At 30.0% G+C, this 18,133-nt stretch carries 12 protein-coding genes; 4 read left to right on the top strand and 8 right to left on the bottom strand.

The annotated features are described in order from the left end of the window. The first annotated feature begins 1 nt into the window (after position 1). A complete protein-coding gene (locus tag MKD41_RS07885) occupies positions 2 to 730 on the top strand; it encodes a hypothetical protein (protein ID WP_240244884.1) in 729 nt (242 codons plus the stop codon). Positions 731 to 857: 127 nt separating this feature from the next. On the opposite strand, the gene MKD41_RS07880 is transcribed toward MKD41_RS07885, so the two are convergent. The 5 genes from MKD41_RS07880 to MKD41_RS07860 all read right to left on the bottom strand — a co-directional run bounded on the left by MKD41_RS07880 (position 858) and on the right by MKD41_RS07860 (position 9,432). Then, positions 858 to 2,339: an FAD-dependent monooxygenase gene (locus tag MKD41_RS07880; protein ID WP_240244883.1), complete on the bottom strand. Its 1,482-nt coding sequence runs from the start codon at positions 2,337 to 2,339 to the stop codon at positions 858 to 860. Between the two features lie 531 nt (positions 2,340 to 2,870). Beyond that, on the bottom strand, positions 2,871 to 4,013 hold the full coding sequence (locus tag MKD41_RS07875; RefSeq protein WP_240244882.1) for a N(5)-(carboxyethyl)ornithine synthase: 1,143 nt from the start codon (positions 4,011 to 4,013) through the stop codon (positions 2,871 to 2,873). A 337-nt stretch (positions 4,014 to 4,350) separates the two neighbouring features. Continuing rightward, on the bottom strand, positions 4,351 to 7,686 hold the full coding sequence (gene gatB/aspS, locus MKD41_RS07870; protein ID WP_240244881.1) for a bifunctional amidotransferase subunit GatB/aspartate--tRNA ligase AspS: 3,336 nt from the start codon (positions 7,684 to 7,686) through the stop codon (positions 4,351 to 4,353). Further along, a complete protein-coding gene (locus tag MKD41_RS07865; protein WP_240244880.1) occupies positions 7,686 to 9,083 on the bottom strand; it encodes an amidase in 1,398 nt (465 codons plus the stop codon). Before MKD41_RS07865 ends, gatB/aspS begins: the two co-directional genes overlap by 1 nt. Positions 9,084 to 9,162: 79 nt before the next feature. Further along, complete coding sequence (locus tag MKD41_RS07860; RefSeq protein WP_240244879.1) at positions 9,163 to 9,432, bottom strand: hypothetical protein; 270 nt, start codon at positions 9,430 to 9,432, stop codon at positions 9,163 to 9,165. Between the two features lie 254 nt (positions 9,433 to 9,686). Between MKD41_RS07860 and recQ the strand changes: the two genes are divergently transcribed. Then, positions 9,687 to 11,804, top strand: a complete 2,118-nt coding sequence (recQ, locus tag MKD41_RS07855; RefSeq protein WP_240244878.1) for a DNA helicase RecQ — start codon at positions 9,687 to 9,689, stop codon at positions 11,802 to 11,804. An 86-nt stretch (positions 11,805 to 11,890) separates the two neighbouring features. Here the strand turns inward: recQ and MKD41_RS07850 are convergent, their stop codons facing one another. Then, the gene (locus MKD41_RS07850; RefSeq protein ID WP_240244877.1) at positions 11,891 to 12,334 is read right to left on the bottom strand and encodes an Lrp/AsnC family transcriptional regulator; all 444 of its coding nucleotides are present in this window, start codon (positions 12,332 to 12,334) and stop codon (positions 11,891 to 11,893) included. Positions 12,335 to 12,450: 116 nt separating this feature from the next. Between MKD41_RS07850 and MKD41_RS07845 the strand changes: the two genes are divergently transcribed. Next, positions 12,451 to 12,849, top strand: coding sequence for a hypothetical protein (locus tag MKD41_RS07845; protein WP_240244876.1), 399 nt, complete (start codon positions 12,451 to 12,453; stop codon positions 12,847 to 12,849). 1 nt (position 12,850) lies between these two features. On the opposite strand, the gene MKD41_RS07840 is transcribed toward MKD41_RS07845, so the two are convergent. Continuing rightward, the gene (locus MKD41_RS07840) at positions 12,851 to 13,390 is read right to left on the bottom strand and encodes a sigma-70 family RNA polymerase sigma factor (protein ID WP_240244875.1); all 540 of its coding nucleotides are present in this window, start codon (positions 13,388 to 13,390) and stop codon (positions 12,851 to 12,853) included. 177 nt (positions 13,391 to 13,567) lie between these two features. Further along, on the bottom strand, positions 13,568 to 17,020 hold the full coding sequence (locus MKD41_RS07835; RefSeq protein ID WP_240244874.1) for a methylmalonyl-CoA mutase family protein: 3,453 nt from the start codon (positions 17,018 to 17,020) through the stop codon (positions 13,568 to 13,570). A 141-nt stretch (positions 17,021 to 17,161) separates the two neighbouring features. Between MKD41_RS07835 and purU the strand changes: the two genes are divergently transcribed. Further along, positions 17,162 to 18,016 (top strand): formyltetrahydrofolate deformylase, encoded by an 855-nt coding sequence (purU, locus tag MKD41_RS07830; RefSeq protein WP_240244873.1) that lies wholly within the window; start codon positions 17,162 to 17,164, stop codon positions 18,014 to 18,016. Positions 18,017 to 18,133 lie beyond the last annotated feature (117 nt).

Raw genomic sequence — 18,133 nt, 5'->3', positions numbered from 1 at the left:
AATGAAAAGTAAATATTATTTAATTCTAAGCTGTTTTTTACTTGTTGGTTGTAGTAGTTTAATACTCAATATTATTACACCAAATGATGTAAATAATAGTTTAAAAGTAATGAAGAAAGGTAATCAAGAAGTTATTTATTTACCAATGGTACACGTCGCAAAACCTGAATTTTTCTCACAAGTTAAAAAAATAATAGATTCGTTAAAAAATAACGGTTATATAGTATATTATGAAGGTATTAAACTTGATAAAAAATATTATAAACATGATTTAGATTCAATTAATAAACAAGAACTTGAAATCTTGCTAATGAAATTTAGGAAAATGACTGGTGGTTTTAGAGCAACTGATTTAACCTCAAAGAATAATAAGTCATTGCCTAAATATTATAAAAAAGAAAAATATATTTCACAAAGTAATCAAAATCTGGGTATTGACTCATTAGACATACATACGGATGCAACATTAACAGAATTAATTAATGCTCAAGAAAAAAAAGAAGGAAAAATTATGTTATCAAAATGCGATTTTAATACTGGATTTTATGACAAGTATAAATGTGAAACTGTAAATAATTATTATGCTTTAAACTCTTACAGAGACAGTATAGTTGCTTCTAAAGTTTTAAACCAGAATAATCAAAAATCATTAATTGTGTTTGGGAAAAAACATTGGTATGGCATTTGGCCTTACTTTAGGGATACAGGTTATAAATTAGTTGAAAAATAATTATCCTCTATTTGATTTTAATATTTACTACAATTCCTTTTTAAAATTTAACTATTTAATCACCCGAACATTCTGTTCTTCAACTTTTTTATCAGATAATTTATAAGGTGCTCCAAACAATAAATCGTCACTGGTTCCTGTTTTTTTGAATGTCATCACTTTTTTTATAGACATTTTTTTCGCACCGCCCTCTAGGTTCATTTCCTTTATGAAGCACTATATCTGAATGTAAAAATTGTGCTGCCTTGGCAGAATCTTTTACTTTGGTAGCGCTTCTTTTTAGCATTTCTTCTTCAAAATTTTGTAAAACGCTTTTTCTAATTCCAATTTTTTTCCAATTTATATAAGGGCTACAACCAGTAGTTATGTTTCTTGCTAAACTTAAAGCATCTAACAAAGCCTGATTGGCTCCTTGTCCTTTAAACGGACTCATTGGGTGGGCTGCATCTCCAATAAGTGTTATTGTTCCTGCTTTTTCTAATAGTTCTGGTTTCAATAATTCTCTATCGTAAACTGGGTAACCAGAAATTTGAGTTTCTAAAGTAGCATCTAATAGTTGCGGAATAGGAGTGTGCCATTGTGTTCTTTTACAAGCTTCTTTTTTTAATGCTGAAGGGCCTAAAGCACTTAATTTTTTAGCCTTTTCTTCGGAAATAGGAAAACTTAATTGCCACATTAAAGTGTTTGAAGTAAAAGGCATTACGTAAATACGTTCGTTACCATTGGCCGTTTGAAAAACTGTTTTGCAATCTAGCAATTCACTTTTAATTGTTTCAATATTTTTTAAAGGACAAATACCTAATATTACAATACAACCTAAATAACGAAGCGGCATTGTTTCTTCACCAAATAAATATTTTCGGACAGTACTTCGAATACCATCGGCACCAACAACCAAATCGGCTTTCGTATTTTTAAAAGAGTCATTAATTTTAAAGCTTAAATCTATAGAATTATCGTTATTGTTTTTTAGTGCAATAAGTTGATGATTCCATTGTACTGAGTTACTGTTAAGTTGATTTAGTAAATTTAAACGAAGCGATTGCCTTGCAATATGTATATTAGTTCGTTTAGGAGTTGTTTTAGAATTTTCTTGCAACCATTTTCGCATACCCCATTCACCAATTATAGTCCCAGTTGTGGTATGTACTACGTGCCGTGTAGAAACCACACCTTCTTTTAGAGAGAAAAGTCCAAAACCTTCAATTGCTTTGCTTGCTTGTTGCAAAGTAAGTCCATACCCTTGTGATCGTACATCAAAATCACTATCGCGCTCATATAGTGTAAATGGAATGCCTCTATGTTGACAGGCAACCGCTAATGCTACACCTCCAATACCTGCGCCTATTATTGCAATATGCGGATAAGTATCTGTTTTAGGAATTGTAGTTTTTGTTGCTGGGACTAAACCAGATCCACTACAATTTGAACAAACTTCTAGGTGACCTCTAGGTCGTTTTGGAGCAGCTGTGTTTGTATTTTCTTTATTAAATTTATCTAATGCTTTTTGATAATTTAGTAGTGCTTTTTTACGAATTCTTCGCCTTTTTTTTCCTTGACCTTTACAGGTATTACAAATTTTCCAGTTGTCTTTTTTTGTAGTAGTCATTTATAAGGAATCGTAATTATAGCTTCTGTAAAAATACTAGATTTTTAGAATTAATAACATTTTAAAATACTACTTAATTAAAACTTGTAAAATTCAATTTAAAAAAAAGTACTTATCGTAAAGAGTTGTGCAGCGGAACTATTCATAAATTAGCTTGTTGAATGATGTTGAATTACTAGTATTTATATTAATTGAGTGTAGTGTAATTAGATTCTGAAACAATACTCGTCCTTTCTTAAATAGTTAAAATGTAACGAGTTGTTCGCTTTTTTATAATAAAAAACTTCGACAAGCTTAGTTTAATAAATTGATTTTATTTGCTTTAAAAAATATTATTTTCTTAAAACTCTTTTATTTTATTCTTCTATTTTTTTGTCTAATAATTTTGAAGATACTCCAAAAAGTAAATCCTTACTGGTTTTTGTTTTAGGAAAGCTTTATTTCTAAAATTTCAGCATATCAATCAGGAATCTATAATTAACATTCAATAAACCAAAAGAAGTTACTTAAAAGTATTATTCATTTTAATTTTTATATCACCAAATGTGGATACGTTTTATCACGATTTTGAAATCGAAGTATGGTATCTTTCACAATAACACCTTTATCAATATTTATGGCATTTTGTATGGTTTTATTTTGCATCCAACTTTCTCTGCCGTTCATTACTGCTGGTAAATGTACAATTAGAGCAGCAGAAATAGATCTTGAAGCACTTTCCCAATAATAACTTGGGGTGTGATCAACTGCATAATAATCTATTTTATCAATAGATATCATTGGATTTTTAAAAGTTGTAGGTTTTGCAAAATAAAAACCCATTCCTTCATCGCAACTTACATCAATAATTAAAGTACCAGGATTTAAACTAGCTTTTTCCTCTTCAATAACAAAATCGAATGGATCATCTGTATCTTGATACGTACCATTAACTATTATTTCAGATTCACTAATCAGTTCTGAAAAAGGTCTTTCTGAACCATCATGTTCTACCAAAACAAGTCGAGGTTCATTTATTGCTCCCTTTCTAACACGAACATATTCCACATTAAGAATTTCTTCTCTTACTTCGTGATCAGGTCTTTGAATACAAATAGTAATATCTCTAAAACCATGTGCTTTTAAAGCATAAATTGCACCTCTACTTACAGCCCCAAAACTAAAAATAATAGCTTTTCTTTGGTTTCCATAATGTCCATCTATTCCTTTTAATTGTAAAGCGTGGATAACAGCGCTATAGCCTGCCATTTCATTATTTTTATAAAAAGTATGTCTACCCATTTGTCCGTTCGGATTCCAAACAAACATATCTTCAAAAGCAATTAAGGTTAATTTTTTATCTATAGCTGTTTGCGTAATCGGCATTTGCTGTGCACAATGTGGATATCCCCAAAGTATTCCACCTGTTTTTAACTCTTGTAAATCGGCTAATACAGGTTTCGCAATAATAACTGAACCTATTTCAGTTAGAAGTTCTTTTCTGGTTGCAATTCCACCTGTTTGATTTGATATTTCTTCATCTGAAATATTGAAAGGTTTTCCATATCCTTTTTCAAAAATAAGTTGTTTTCTAATATTTTCAGGAATTCTTTTTATATGCTCAGGATGAATTGGAACACGTCTTTCATCTACTTTTTTTGAAGTTCCTATAACTCCCATTTTTAATAAAGCCATTCGTTTTTTTTATTGAAGTCAACACTTATTAATGAAATAAGCAAGATATCATTATAAGATTTCTAAAACAGAATACTTACTAATAATCAGTCATTAATCTGATAATTAGTGCGTTAAAATTAGAAAGGTTTTTTTTAAAAAGCCTTATTAGTTCATTTAGAAGAACTAGAAGTGTAATTAACATCAACGGATAAATAATCCAGTAGTAAAGTTACCATAAATAATTGTATTTTAAGGGGTTAATAAGCTAAATATTATGGTGAATATTTTAATAAATATAAAAAGAGGTTATTGAAAATACATTTTCAATAACCTCTTTTAAAGTATTTAAGTTAAGTTATTTTCTTAAAACTCTTACGTTTTGTTCTTCTACTTTTTTGTCTGATAATTTTGAAGGTGCTCCAAAAAGTAAATCGTCACTAGTTCCTGTTTTAGGGAAAGCCATAACTTCTCTAATAGATGCTTTTTTCTCTAAAATCATCATTAAACGGTCAATTCCCCAAGCAATTCCTCCGTGTGGTGGCGCACCATATTGAAACGCTTTGTACATAGCACCAACACTTTTTATCATTTCGTTTTTAGAATAGCCCATATTTCTATAAGTTGCCTCTAAAATTTCCGCTTTATGTGCACGAACTGATCCTCCACCAATTTCATAACCATTTAAAATAAGGTCGTATTGTTGGGCAATTATGGTTCCAATTTCGTCTTCTTTACCATTTATATGCTTTTCTAAATCATAAATTGCAGGCATTGAGAATGGGTTGTGCGTAAATGTCCATCTACCTTCATCTGTTTTTTCAAACATAGGGAAATCAACAACCCAAGCCGGACGTAATTCTTTAGGATTTATCAATCCTAAAATTTTACCCATTTCTTGTCTAACAGCATCTAAAGCCTTGTTTGCAGTTTCGTAATCCGCGGCAGAGAAAAATACAATATCTCCAACTTCAGCATTGGTTTCATTAATAATTCCAGCAGCAATTTCAGCACCTAAAAATTTAATTATAGGCGATTGTAAATCATTTTCATTTACAATAATATATGCCAATCCGCCTAAACCATTTTGTTGTGCAATAGCAGTCAAGTTTTCAATTTGACCTTTAGACATACGGCTTTCGCCTTGTTCTTTGGCAGAAACTTTAATACATTTTACAATTCCGCCTTGTTCAATTGGCTTGCTAAATACTTGAAATGTGGTATCTTTTACAATACTTGTTATATCTTGCATTTGTAAACCATAACGTAAATCCGGTCTATCGCAACCATATTTATCCATAGCTTCTTTGTAGGTAATTACTTCAAACGGACGTAAAATCCACTTTTTACCATATATTTTTTTAACTATTTCATTAAACATTTTTGTGTTTAAATCTATAATTTGCTGCATACTTGCGTATGCCATTTCAATATCTAATTGCGTAAATTCTGGTTGACGATCTCCACGAGAATCCTCATCTCTAAAACAACGTGCAATTTGGAAATATTTTTCATAACCACTAACCATTAACATTTGTTTAAACTGTTGAGGTGCTTGTGGTAATGTGTAAAATGAACCTGGTTGTTTACGTGTTGGAACAATAAATTCACGAGCTCCTTCATCTGTTCCTGCAGTTAAAATTGGTGTTTCAATTTCTAAAAATTCTTCATCATCTAAAATATCACGTAATAACTTAATTACTTTATGACGGTTAACTATTGCTCTTCTAACATCATCGTTTCTATGGTCTAAAAACTTATATTGAAAACGAATATTTTCACTAGTTTTTGTGGCTCTTTTTATTTCAAAAGGCAATGTTTTAGAAAGATTTAAAATATCTAATTCTGAAGTTTCTAACTCTATTTTTCCAGTTCTTAAACTAGCGTTATAATCGTCTTCATTACGTTGCACAATGTTTCCAGTTACAGAAATTACTGTTTCTGGTTTTAATTTTACAAGTTCATCTAAATTTGGAAACGATTCTCTACTTAAACGTACTTGAAAAATTTCATTACTTGAATCTCGTAAATCAATAAACATTAATTCACCGTGGTCACGAACACTTGAAACCCAACCTGCTAATGTAACTTTTTCGGTGATGTTTTTTTCTGATATTTCTGAAGCTTTGTGCGTTCTATACGTATCTTTAATTATAATAGGAATTTCAGGAAGTGTTTCGTCTTGTTCTTTTGAAGTATGTTCTTCAATTCCGTTCAACTTGTTTTTAGCTTCTTGAGAATCTTTTAAATTTGTATTACTAGCATTTAGTTCATTTAAAATACCTTGTCTAATAACTTTTCCAGAAGCTCCTTTTCCAATAATTGCAATAATTTTACCAACTAAAATACCTGCTTTTCCTTGGTTTCCAGATTTAATATCATTAGCTATAGCTTCATTTTCTGAAATTACTTTTAGTATTGCTTCTTTAATTTTATCTTCTGAAATAGTGTTTTCTTCAAAATACTTGTTGTAATCAAAAGTTCTATCTTTTAAATACGAAGTAATTCCGTTTTGAGCCAATACAGCTGTAATTTTTTCGGCTTTAAATAATTGAAATATTTCTATTAAACTTTCAATATTATTTATTGCTGAATAATCATCTGGTTTTATATTGTTTACTAAAGTTTTTGCAACAAAAGAAGGATCTTTTAAAACCTTATTTATGTCCATAAATACTTTAGAACGTATAGCGTCGGCAGTAAAAAACTTTGCGTCTTGCGGTAAAACACCACCTTTAATTAAAACAGTTTCAACAGCAAAAGGCAATGCGCTTGAATCTACAGAAATTGCTTTAATTTCGTTTTTAATGCTTACAAAAGGTAAATCTGGTTCAGAAATAAAACGGTAATCTGCTTCAAATTCTTTTTTACGCATTGTTTTGGTTTGCTTTAAATCAGCATCCCATAAAACTGTGGTTTGATCAGGTCTAAATTCTTTATGTTCAACGTAATAATTAAGTTGTTTTTCAATTTCTTCCTTTAAAGCATCAACCATAAACTTAAACGAATTCAAGTTTTTAATTTCAGTTCTTGGGTTTAAATCGTAAGTTCTTCGTTTACGTAAAGACACAGAAACGTCTGATTTAAATTCACCTTTTTCAAGGTTTGCTTCAGAAATTCCTAAATTTTGAACAATACGTTGAATGTATTGTGCGTAGGTTGAAGCATCTTCAATATTTCTGATACAAGGTTCTGTAACAATTTCAATTAAAGGAACACCGGCTTTGTTAAAATCAACCAACGATATTTTTTTCTCGTGCATTAATTTTGCCGCATCTTCTTCAATATGAACCTGAGTTAAATTCACAGTAAATTGTGAACCATCATTTCTATAACAAGAAACGTGTCCGTCTGGAATTATAGGGTTGTGAAATTGCGTTATTTGTATGTTTTTTGGATTGTCTGGATATTCGTAATGTTTTCTGTCCCAGGATATTACTTCATTGTCGAACGAAGATTCTACCGCTTTTCCAAAATAAATAGCCTTGGTAATAGCTTCTTTGTTTATGGCAGGTAAAACTCCCATTTGTCCTGTACAGACCGAACAAATATTAGTGTTTGGTGTTTCAATTTCTTGATTTGGACAAGAACAAAACAACTTGGTTTTGGTATTTAATCGAACGTGAGTTTCCAGTCCTATTACCAATTCTAAATCGTGCTTTTTTATAGCAGCATTTAATTGTTCTAATTCCATTATATAGTTTCTTTTAAGAAGTTAGCAAACTTCAATATAAGTTCTTCATTATTTTTTGCCGCCGTAATTTGCAAACCTGTAACTGTTCCTTGAGGTATGGTTAAGGTAGGTAATTGTCCTAAACTAAAACCAACAGTATAAACGTCAGATAAATACATAGCGTGCGGGTCTTTTAAACTTTCTCCAATTTTAGGTGGAGCACTTGGTGTAACGGGTGATAAAATAACATCAACTTCTTTAAAATCCTTACTAAAGTTTTCTGAAATTTGATCTCTTAAAGCCAATCCTTTTAGGTAAATTTCATCAGAAAAACCTTGCGATAAAACTTGATTTCCTCCAACAATTCTGCGTTTTGTTTCTTCTGAAAAATTTTCAGAACGTGTTACAGCGTAAGATTCAATTAAATTTTCAGATTCTATTCTGTTACCGTAATTAGTTCCATCTAAACGCGATAAGTTGGAAGCAGTTTCTGCCATTGCTAGCGTATAATAGGTAGATACTAAAATATCAGATTTAAAGAAATCTAATTTTTTAACTTTAATTCCGGTTGCTTTAATTTTTTCAATATTGGCTAAAAAATCAGCTTTTACTTCAGCATCAATAGCATCATTATCAATAAAGTTTTTAAAGTAACCTATTGTTTTCACCGTGTTATTTAAAATTGCTTTTTCGTCAATTTCTTTTGATATAATTGAAGTTTGATCTTTAATATCTTTTCCACTCATTGTATTTAAAATGATACGAATATCTTCAACAGATTTAGCAAGAGGGCCAACACAATCGGTAGACGATGCATAAGCCATTATTCCATATCTAGAAATACGCCCGTAAGTTGGTTTTAAACCATAAATATGGTTGTAACCAGCAGGCTGGCGAATAGAACCTCCAGTATCTCCACCAATTGAAAATACAGTATAATCTTTAGCAACATTTACAGCTGAACCACCGCTAGAACCACCAGCAACTAATTCAGGGTTTACAGCGTTTTTAACGGCTCCAAAAATAGTGTTTTCACTAGATGAACCGTGTCCAAAACTATCGCAATTTTCTTTTACTAACGGTATTGCGCCAGCATCTAATAATTTTTGAATTGCCGTTGCAGTATAAGCAGATTTGTAATTTTTTAATAAATCGGAACTAGCAGTAGTGTAAGTTCCTTGTAACATATATACATCTTTAACTCCAAAAGGAATACCTTCTAAAAGTCCAATAGTTTCACCATTTTTTATTTTGGTATCTACTTTTTCAGCCAATTCTAAAGCAGAATCATCTAATAAAGAATTTACGGTATTATGTGTGTTTTCTTTAAGTAAGTTTAATCTTTCTTGTACCAGTTCTGTACAAGTTATTTGTTGAGTCACCAATTGTTGGTGTATGTGTTTTATTTGAGAATCCATTTAATTTTGTGTTGAATTGTTAGTAGTTGAATTTTTAAATTACAACTCGTAATTCATAATTTGAAATCTGTAATTGTTTCTAGTCTTCAATAATTTTTGCAACTACTAAATAACCATTCTTTTTATTCGGGAAGTTTTCAATAATTAGTTGTTTCTCAATAGCTGAACTTTCAATAACAACATCTTCTCTTAAATTATTAACCGATACGCAATTATAATTGACATTATTTAAAGAATTATTATTTGTTGGTTGTGCATTTTTAATTACATCAAATAATTTGTTCACAGCCTCAGAGGGTTGTGCTCCTTTAATACTCGACAATATGTCGACTGTCATTATTTTACTCATCTTTTTTTAATTTATTTTGTAAGTCAAACTTTAAGCTGACGAAATTACGAAAGTTTTACGAGGGAAGCATACTTTTTTTTATAAGAAGTTGACGTTTAAGCCTTATAAACTAAACTATCCGATAAAAATTTTAATATATTGTAAATGAAACTTACAATCTTTAGAAAATATTGAAATAATATTGAAAATAGTATTGGTAATTTCAATTTCTTCTAATTTGTTAATTAAATGTATTTTTGTAGAAAATTTGTTAAATGACTATAAAAGAATCCCAAGAAAAATTAATTCCTACGTTAAAAAAGTACTTTGGTTACGATTCATTTCGTGATCAACAGGAACAAATTATAACTTCCGTACTTAAAAAAAACGATAATTTGGTAATTATGCCAACAGGAGGAGGGAAGTCTATTTGTTTTCAATTACCTGCGTTATTGTTTGATGGATTAACTTTGGTAATTTCACCATTAATTGCTTTAATGAAAGACCAAGTAGATGGCTTAAAAGCAAACGGAATTGAAGCTGATTTTTACAATAGTAGTCAAGAAACAGAAGAACAAACTGAGATTTTTGAGAAAATTTATAGAAAAGAATTAAAACTTTTATATGTAGCGCCAGAAAGTTTATCGTATTTAGAAAATATTTTAAATGAAGAGTTTATAAGCTGTATTGCTATTGATGAAGCACATTGTATTTCGTCTTGGGGACACGATTTTAGACCATCGTACCAGCAGCTTGGTTTTTTAAAAAACTCATTGCCAAACACACCAATTATAGCTTTAACTGCAACCGCAGACAAAGCTACAAGGGCAGATATTATTGAGCAATTAAACATACCACACGCTACACAATTTATTGCTTCATTTGATAGAAAAAATATTGAGTTGGAAGTGCGTCCGGCAAATGATAGAATATCTCAAATAATTAAATTCATAAAAAAACAGCCAAAAGAATCGGGTATAATTTATTGTTTAAGTCGTAAAGGAACTGAGCAAATAGCTTCCAAACTTAAGTTAAACGGAATTAACGCAAAATCGTACCATGCAGGTTTAAGTTTTAATGAAAGAACCAAAACCCAAGAAGAATTTATTTATGATAAAGTGCAAGTTGTTTGTGCAACTATTGCATTTGGAATGGGAATAGATAAATCTAATGTACGTTGGGTTATACATTATAATATGCCTAAAAATATTGAAGGTTATTATCAGGAAATTGGACGTAGTGGAAGGGATGGATTAAAAGCGAATGCCTTATTATTTCATAGTTATTCGGATGTTATACAGTTACGAAAATTTATAAGCGGAGCTACTAATGAAGAAGTGCAAGCAGCAAAATTAGAAAGAATGAAGCAGTTTTCTGAAGCTACAACTTGCCGAAGAAAAATATTGCTGAGTTATTTTGGTGAATTATTAGCCGAAAATTGTGTAAACTGTGATGTTTGTAAAAATCCGCCACAGTTTTTTAACGGTACTGTAATTGCTCAAAAAGCATTGTCTGTAATTACAAGATTAAAAGAAAGTGAAGCAATTGGAACCGTAATTGATGTTTTACGTGGTGCGCAAAATGCAACTATTTTAGAAAAAGGATACGATAAATTAAAATCTCACGGAGTTGGAAAAGATATTTCTTGGAGAGATTGGCAGCAGTATATTGTTCAATTAATTAATCAAGGATATTGCGAAATTGCGTTTCATAAAAATAATGCCTTACAACTAACCGATTTTTCTGAAAAAGTATTGTTTAAAAATGAAGTTGTTAATTTAACCAAACCAGTTGAATTTAAAGAACAACCAGTTGATGATGAAAAAACAACTAAAACTAAAAAAGCAAAACGCGATACTTTGTTTGAACGTTTAAGAAAATTACGTCAGGAAATTGCGTTGGCAGAAAAAATACCAGCATATTTAGTATTTAATGATGCAACTTTAAAAGAAATAGAACGTGCTAGACCAATGAGTGAATCAGACTTTTTAGAAATAAGTGGAGTAGGGCAGCGTAAATTAGAGGTTTATGGAGAGGATTTTATTGCTGAAATTGTAGCTTTTTCAAATGAGAAAATAAAATCTCGCAAAAAGAAAGACACACACAAAATTACTTACGATTTATATAAAGAAGGTTTAACAATTGATGAAATTGCTGAAAAAAGAAACTTAAAATCAACTACTATTTTTTCGCATTTAGCATTGTTATATACCGAAGGAAAAGATATAGATATTTATAATTTTGTTACTAAAGAAGAGGTTGAAAAAGTAAGGAGAGCTAAAGAAAAATTAGAAAGTCCTTTTGCGTTAAAGCCTTATTTTGAATATTTTAATGCTGAAATTGCCTATTTTAAAATCCGTTTGGCTTTAACAATTATTGATACTGATGGGTAATTAAATTTTAGAAGACGGCACATGTATAAGGCTTGCGTTAGCTGAGGTACTTGTTGAAAACGAGCGCTAGTTATGAGATGTAACTTTTAAATTTTTTTCAAAATAGGGTTGTTATTTACAATGTCTGATAGTACAATATGGGTTCTAGTTTCGCCGTAGGTAATAAGTTTGTCTATAAGTTGCTCTAAATGTTGTTGGTTTTTTAAAACTACTTCCATAATAATATTTTCGTTTCCCGTAATTCTATAGCAATTTACAACTTCGTCAAATGTTTTTACAGTTTCTAAAAATGGTTTTAAACGCCCCATAAAAGCTCTTAAAGTGATTATAGCTTTTAACTGATAGTTTGTTTCGGTATATGAAATTTTAGCAAAGTAACCTTCAATTATACCAATATCCTCCATTTTCCTAATTCTTTCTGCAACAGCTGGCGAAGTAATACCAACTTTTTTTGCAATTTCAGTATTAGACTGGCGTGAATTTTGTTGCAAACATTTTAAGATGTTCCAGTTTATATCGTCTAATTTCATAATTAAAGAATTTAAAGTAAAAATATTAAAATTTAAATTAAAATAGTTATTTGTCTTTAATTATTAAATATGAATTATGAGAATTCTTGTTAAATTTGGGTTAGTTTTTTAAAGATATGCAAGAAAATAAAGGATACAATTTAAGTCAATCTACAATTTATCAAAAATCGTTAGAGGTTTTTCGTCTGTCGCGAAGCGTTGCTGCATACGTAACAAACGATAAAAGTATAAATAAAATGTATCTGTCTAAATCGGCATCGGATAAATATGCTAATATTTTGGTGATGGATTCTTTAGGTTTGGTGCCTAAAATTGCCGAAACAGAAATTCAAGAAAATCCAAGATTAAAATTAAAATATGCAAAATCACTTCAGTATTTTATAGATAATTTATACACTAATTGTGTAAAGTTAGAAAATACTAAAATACAGGGAAAAGACTTTGTAAGGTTGCTTAGAAAAGAGCTTATTTTATTAAAAAGAATGCACAGGCGTTATGTAAATTCTTTGCTGTAATTTAATTACAAATTTTACAATCTTTTTTATCTTTTAATTCACCCTGTAGCACTCCTTTTTCGTTAATAACATACCCGCAACAATCCATAAAACCTTGAGCAATTAATTTTCTAGCTCTTTGAATTTGAGATTTTACTGTTGGTAAAGGAAGATTTAATATTTTAGAGATTTCTGTTTGTTTTATTCCTTTTATATCTGATAAGAATAGAGGGTCTCTGTATTTTTTTGGAAGGTTTTTTAAAATTCCATGCAAACAATCTTTTTCAGTATGTTCTTTATTTTCAATTTCAAAATCAACTTCTAATTCAGGTATATCAAAAACTAAATTTCTAGAATTATAATAATCCATAATAGAATTTCTAGCTATTGAAAAAGTCCAAGATTTTAGCTTGTTTAAGTCTTTTAAAGTATGAAGTTTTGTGTGGATTTTAATAAAAATATCTTGCAAAATATCATCAGCAATAGTAGTATCTTTTACTTTGCTGATGATAAATTGTTTTAAATCTGTTGAATAGTTATTCCAAACTTGATTTGTTGTCATTTTTTAACAGTTACAATTTGTACAAGTGCAATTTGAGCAAGTGCAGTTTTCACAATTTCCAGTTTTACAACCTTCACAATTACAAGAACATTCATTTTTATTTTTCATATTATTAAATTTTATATTCATATAGTAGACTGAAAAATGATTAAAAAGATGCATTTTTAATTGAAAAAATTACATATTCCGTCTATACTGACCACCAACTTCAAATAAAGCTTCTGTAATTTGTCCAATAGAACATACTTTGCAAGCTTCCATTAATTGCTCAAAAATATTTTCATTGTTAACGGATTTTTGTTTTAATAGTTTAAGTTGTTCCTTTACTTTATTTGCATTAGCGGTGTTTAAATTTTTAACTACATTTATTTGATGTTGTTTTTCTTTTTCAGTTGCTCTTATTACTTCTTGAGGTAAAATTGTTGGAGATCCTTTACTGCTTAAAAACGTATTTACACCAATAATTGGAAATTTACCATTGTGTTTTAATGTTTCATAATACAAGCTTTCTTCTTGAATTTTACTGCGTTGGTACATAGTTTCCATAGCACCTAAAACACCACCTCTGTCTGTAATTCTATCAAACTCTAAATAAATTGCTTCCTCAACTAAATCGGTTAATTCTTCAATAATAAATGCACCTTGAATTGGATTTTCATTTTTAGCTAAACCTAATTCTTTGTTAATAATTAATTGAATTGCCATAGCTCTACGTACACTTTCTTCCGTAGGAGTTGTAATTGCCTCGTCATAAGCATTTGTATGTAAGCTATTACAATTGTCGTAAATTGCATACAAAGCTTGCAATGTGGTTCTAATATCATTAAAATCTATTTCTTGTGCGTGTAAACTACGACCTGAAGTTTGAATATGATATTTTAACATTTGAGCTCTTGAATTTGCTCCGTATTTATATTTTAATGTTTTTGCCCAAATTTTACGAGCAACTCTACCAATTACTGCGTATTCTGGATCGATACCATTTGAAAAAAAGAATGAAAGATTTGGTCCAAATTTATTAATATCCATTCCTCTAGAAAGATAATATTCTACATATGTAAATCCGTTTGCCAAAGTAAATGCAAGTTGCGAAATTGGATTTGCACCAGCTTCTGCAATATGATAGCCAGATATAGAGACTGAATAAAAATTTCGAATACTATTTTTAATGAAGTATTCTTGAACATCACCCATTAAACGCAATGCAAATTCAGTAGAGAAAATACAGGTATTTTGTGCCTGATCTTCTTTTAAAATATCAGCTTGAACAGTACCTCTAACTTTTGAAATAGTTTCAGCTTTAATTTTTTGATAAATTTCATTTGGTAGTATTTCATCTCCAGTTACACCTAATAATAGCAAACCTAAACCGTTGTTTCCTTCGGGAAGTTTTCCTTGATATTTTGGCCTGTTAACTCCTTTTTTCTTATAAATTGAACCTATTTTAGCTTCAACTTCTTCTTTAAGGTTGTTTTTTATAATGTATTTCTCGCATTCTTGGTCTATGGCGGCATTCATAAAAAAGCCTAGCATTATTGGGGCTGGGCCGTTAATAGTCATAGAAACAGATGTTGTAGGGTTTGTTAATTCAAAACCTGAATATAATTTTTTAGCATCGTCTAAACAACAAATAGAAACACCGGCGTTTCCAATTTTACCATAAATATCTGGACGAATATTTGGGTCATTTCCATATAAAGTTACAGAGTCGAAAGCGGTGGATAGGCGTTTTGCAGGTAAGCCTAAACTTACATAATGAAAACGTCTGTTTGTGCGTTCCGGACTTCCTTCACCTGCAAACATTCTTGTAGGATCTTCTCCAGTTCTTTTAAAAGGAAAAAGTCCGGCGGTATACGGAAATTCTCCTGGTACATTTTCTTCTAAAGTCCAATATAAAATTGCTCCCCAAGCTTCATATTTTGGTAATGCAATTTTTGGAATTTGTAAATGAGAAAGTGTTTCGCTATGTGTTTTTATTTGAATTTCTTTATCTCGTACTTTATAAGAATATACTTCATTTTTATAAGCTTGTTTTTTGATTTCCCAGTTTAAAATGATGTTCCAATTATGCGGATTTAAATCCATTTTTACACGAGTAAATTCTTTAAATAACAGTGAAATTAATTGGTGATTTTCGCTATTGTCAACTTGTTTTAGAATCTCATCTTCGTTTAACCCAGTTTCAGAAAGAAAGGTTTGTGTTGTTTCCGTTGAAATGACGTTTGCAGCGGAACAAATAGTTTTGTAAATTCCATATAATTTTTCAGCTATTTCTTTTTGTTGAAGGCTTTTTTTGCTGTAAGATCTATTATTCTCGGTGATTTCAGATAAATAGCGGGTTCTATTTGGAGGAATTATAAATTGATTTTTAACCGAATTTGTTTTAAATTTAAAATTACTTTTAAAATCATAATTGGTTTTTTCGTTTATTTTTTCAATTAAAAAGCGGTATAATTGATTTGTACCAAGATCGTTAAATTGTGAAGCAATAGTGCCAAAAACTGGCATAGAATCAATAGCTTCTTCCCATAAATTATGATTGCGTTGGTATTGTTTTTTTACATCTCTAAGTGCATCTAAGGCGCCGCGTTTATCAAATTTATTAAGTGCAATTATATCTGCAAAATCTAGCATATCAATTTTTTCTAATTGTGTTGCAGCGCCATATTCTGGTGTCATAACATACATAGAAACGTTAGAGTGTTCTATAATCTCAGTATCGCTTTGTCCAATTCCAGAAGTTTCTAAAATAACCAAATCAAAACCAGCAACTTTTAGAATGTTAACTGCATCATTTATGTGTTTTGAAAGTGCTAAGTTGGCCTGACGTGTGGCTAATGAGCGCATATAAACACGGTTGTTGTTAATGGCATTCATTCTAATTCTATCGCCTAAAAGCGCGCCTCCAGTTTTACGTTTTGAAGGGTCTACCGAAACAATTGCAATTGTTTTTGTAGGAAAATCATTTAAAAAGCGTCTTACAATTTCATCTACGGTAGAAGATTTTCCAGAACCACCAGTACCTGTAATACCTAAAACTGGTGTATCAGATGTTTTTGATGAATTTCTAATTTCTTTAATAAATTTAGTATGTTTTTCTGAAAAGTTTTCAGCAGCTGAAATAGCAATTGCTAATTGTCGGTCGTTTTTACTTTTTAAGTCCGAAACTTTAAAATCAATAAATTCACCAGTGGTAAAGTCACTTTTTTTAACCATATCATTAATCATACCTTGTAGTCCAAGGCTTCTACCATCGTCTGGAGAATAAATTTTTGTGATTCCGTACTGCATTAATTCTTCAATTTCAGAAGGAAGTATTACACCTCCACCACCGCCAAAAAGTTTAATATGTGCAGCGTTTTTTTCTTTTAAAAGGTCTAACATATATTTAAAATATTCAGTATGTCCGCCTTGATAAGAAGTGATTGCAATTGCATTGGCATCTTCTTGAATAGCGCAATTTACTACTTCTTCAACGCTTCTGTCATGACCTAAATGAATAACTTCTACACCAGTTGCTTGAATAATTCTACGCATAATATTTATGGATGCATCATGGCCATCAAAAAGCGAAGCAGCAGTTACAATTCGTATTTTATTTACGGGTTTAAAAGGTGTGATTTTTTTCATTTCGTAATATTTATAAATATTTGTTGCTGCAATTTATGAATTTTTTAAAAATACAAATATTTTATTATTAAATAGATAACATTTTAAGTAACGGTAATTACAGTGTTATTTTTATTTAATTTTGACACATAAATTTTAGTAATGAAAAAAATAACAATACTTATAAATTGTAAAGACAGTAAAGGTATAATTGCTGCTGTAACTAATTTTATACATCAACAAAACGGAAATATTGTATATATAGATCAGCATGTTGATAGAGAAGATAATATGTTTTTTATGCGATTGGAATGTGAACTTTTAAAAGAATCGTTCTCTTTTCGTGTATTTAAAAATGTTTTTAGGGATGTTATTGCCGATAAATTTGAGATGACTTGGCGTATGTATGATTCCGATCAAAAACCTAAAATGGCATTGTTTGTATCTAAATACGAGCATTGTTTGTATGATATTTTAAGTAGGTATACTACAAATGAATTGGAGGTGGAAATACCATTAATAATAAGCAATCATCAAGATTTAGAGCCTATAGCTAAATCTTTTAATATTCCTTATTATTATATAAAAGTAACTAAAGAAACAAAGCAACAGGCTGAAGATGAGCAGTTAAAATTATTGCGTGAGTTTGAAATAGATTTTATTGTATTGGCAAGGTATATGCAAATAATTTCCTCTAAATTAATTGAAGAATATCCGAATAAAATTATAAATATTCACCATTCATTTTTACCTGCATTTCCCGGCGCAAAACCATACCATTCGGCTTTTAAAAGAGGGGTTAAAATAATAGGAGCAACAAGTCATTATGTTACTGAAGAATTAGATGAAGGTCCGATAATTGAACAAGATATAACGCGTATATCTCATATAAATACCATTAAAGATTTTATTTTAAAAGGTAGAGATTTAGAGAAAATTGTATTGTCTAGAGCCTTAAAATTACATACAAAACGTAAAGTAATGGTTTTTAAAAATAAAACTGTTGTTTTTAAGTAAGAAGCATTTTGTGTTAAAGCTTAAGATTTAAAATTGGATTAGTATTTTAGTTAAAGACTCTGGTATGATTATTGATATGTTAATTGTTATGAAAGATAGCTTGTTAAAAGTTAATTT

Origin of the sequence: Lutibacter sp. A64, from assembly GCF_022429565.1 — a bacterium.
In the GTDB taxonomy this organism is placed as follows: domain Bacteria; phylum Bacteroidota; class Bacteroidia; order Flavobacteriales; family Flavobacteriaceae; genus Lutibacter.
The sequence above is the reverse complement of the archived record's forward strand: the minus strand, read 5'-3'. Positions and strand labels throughout refer to the sequence as shown.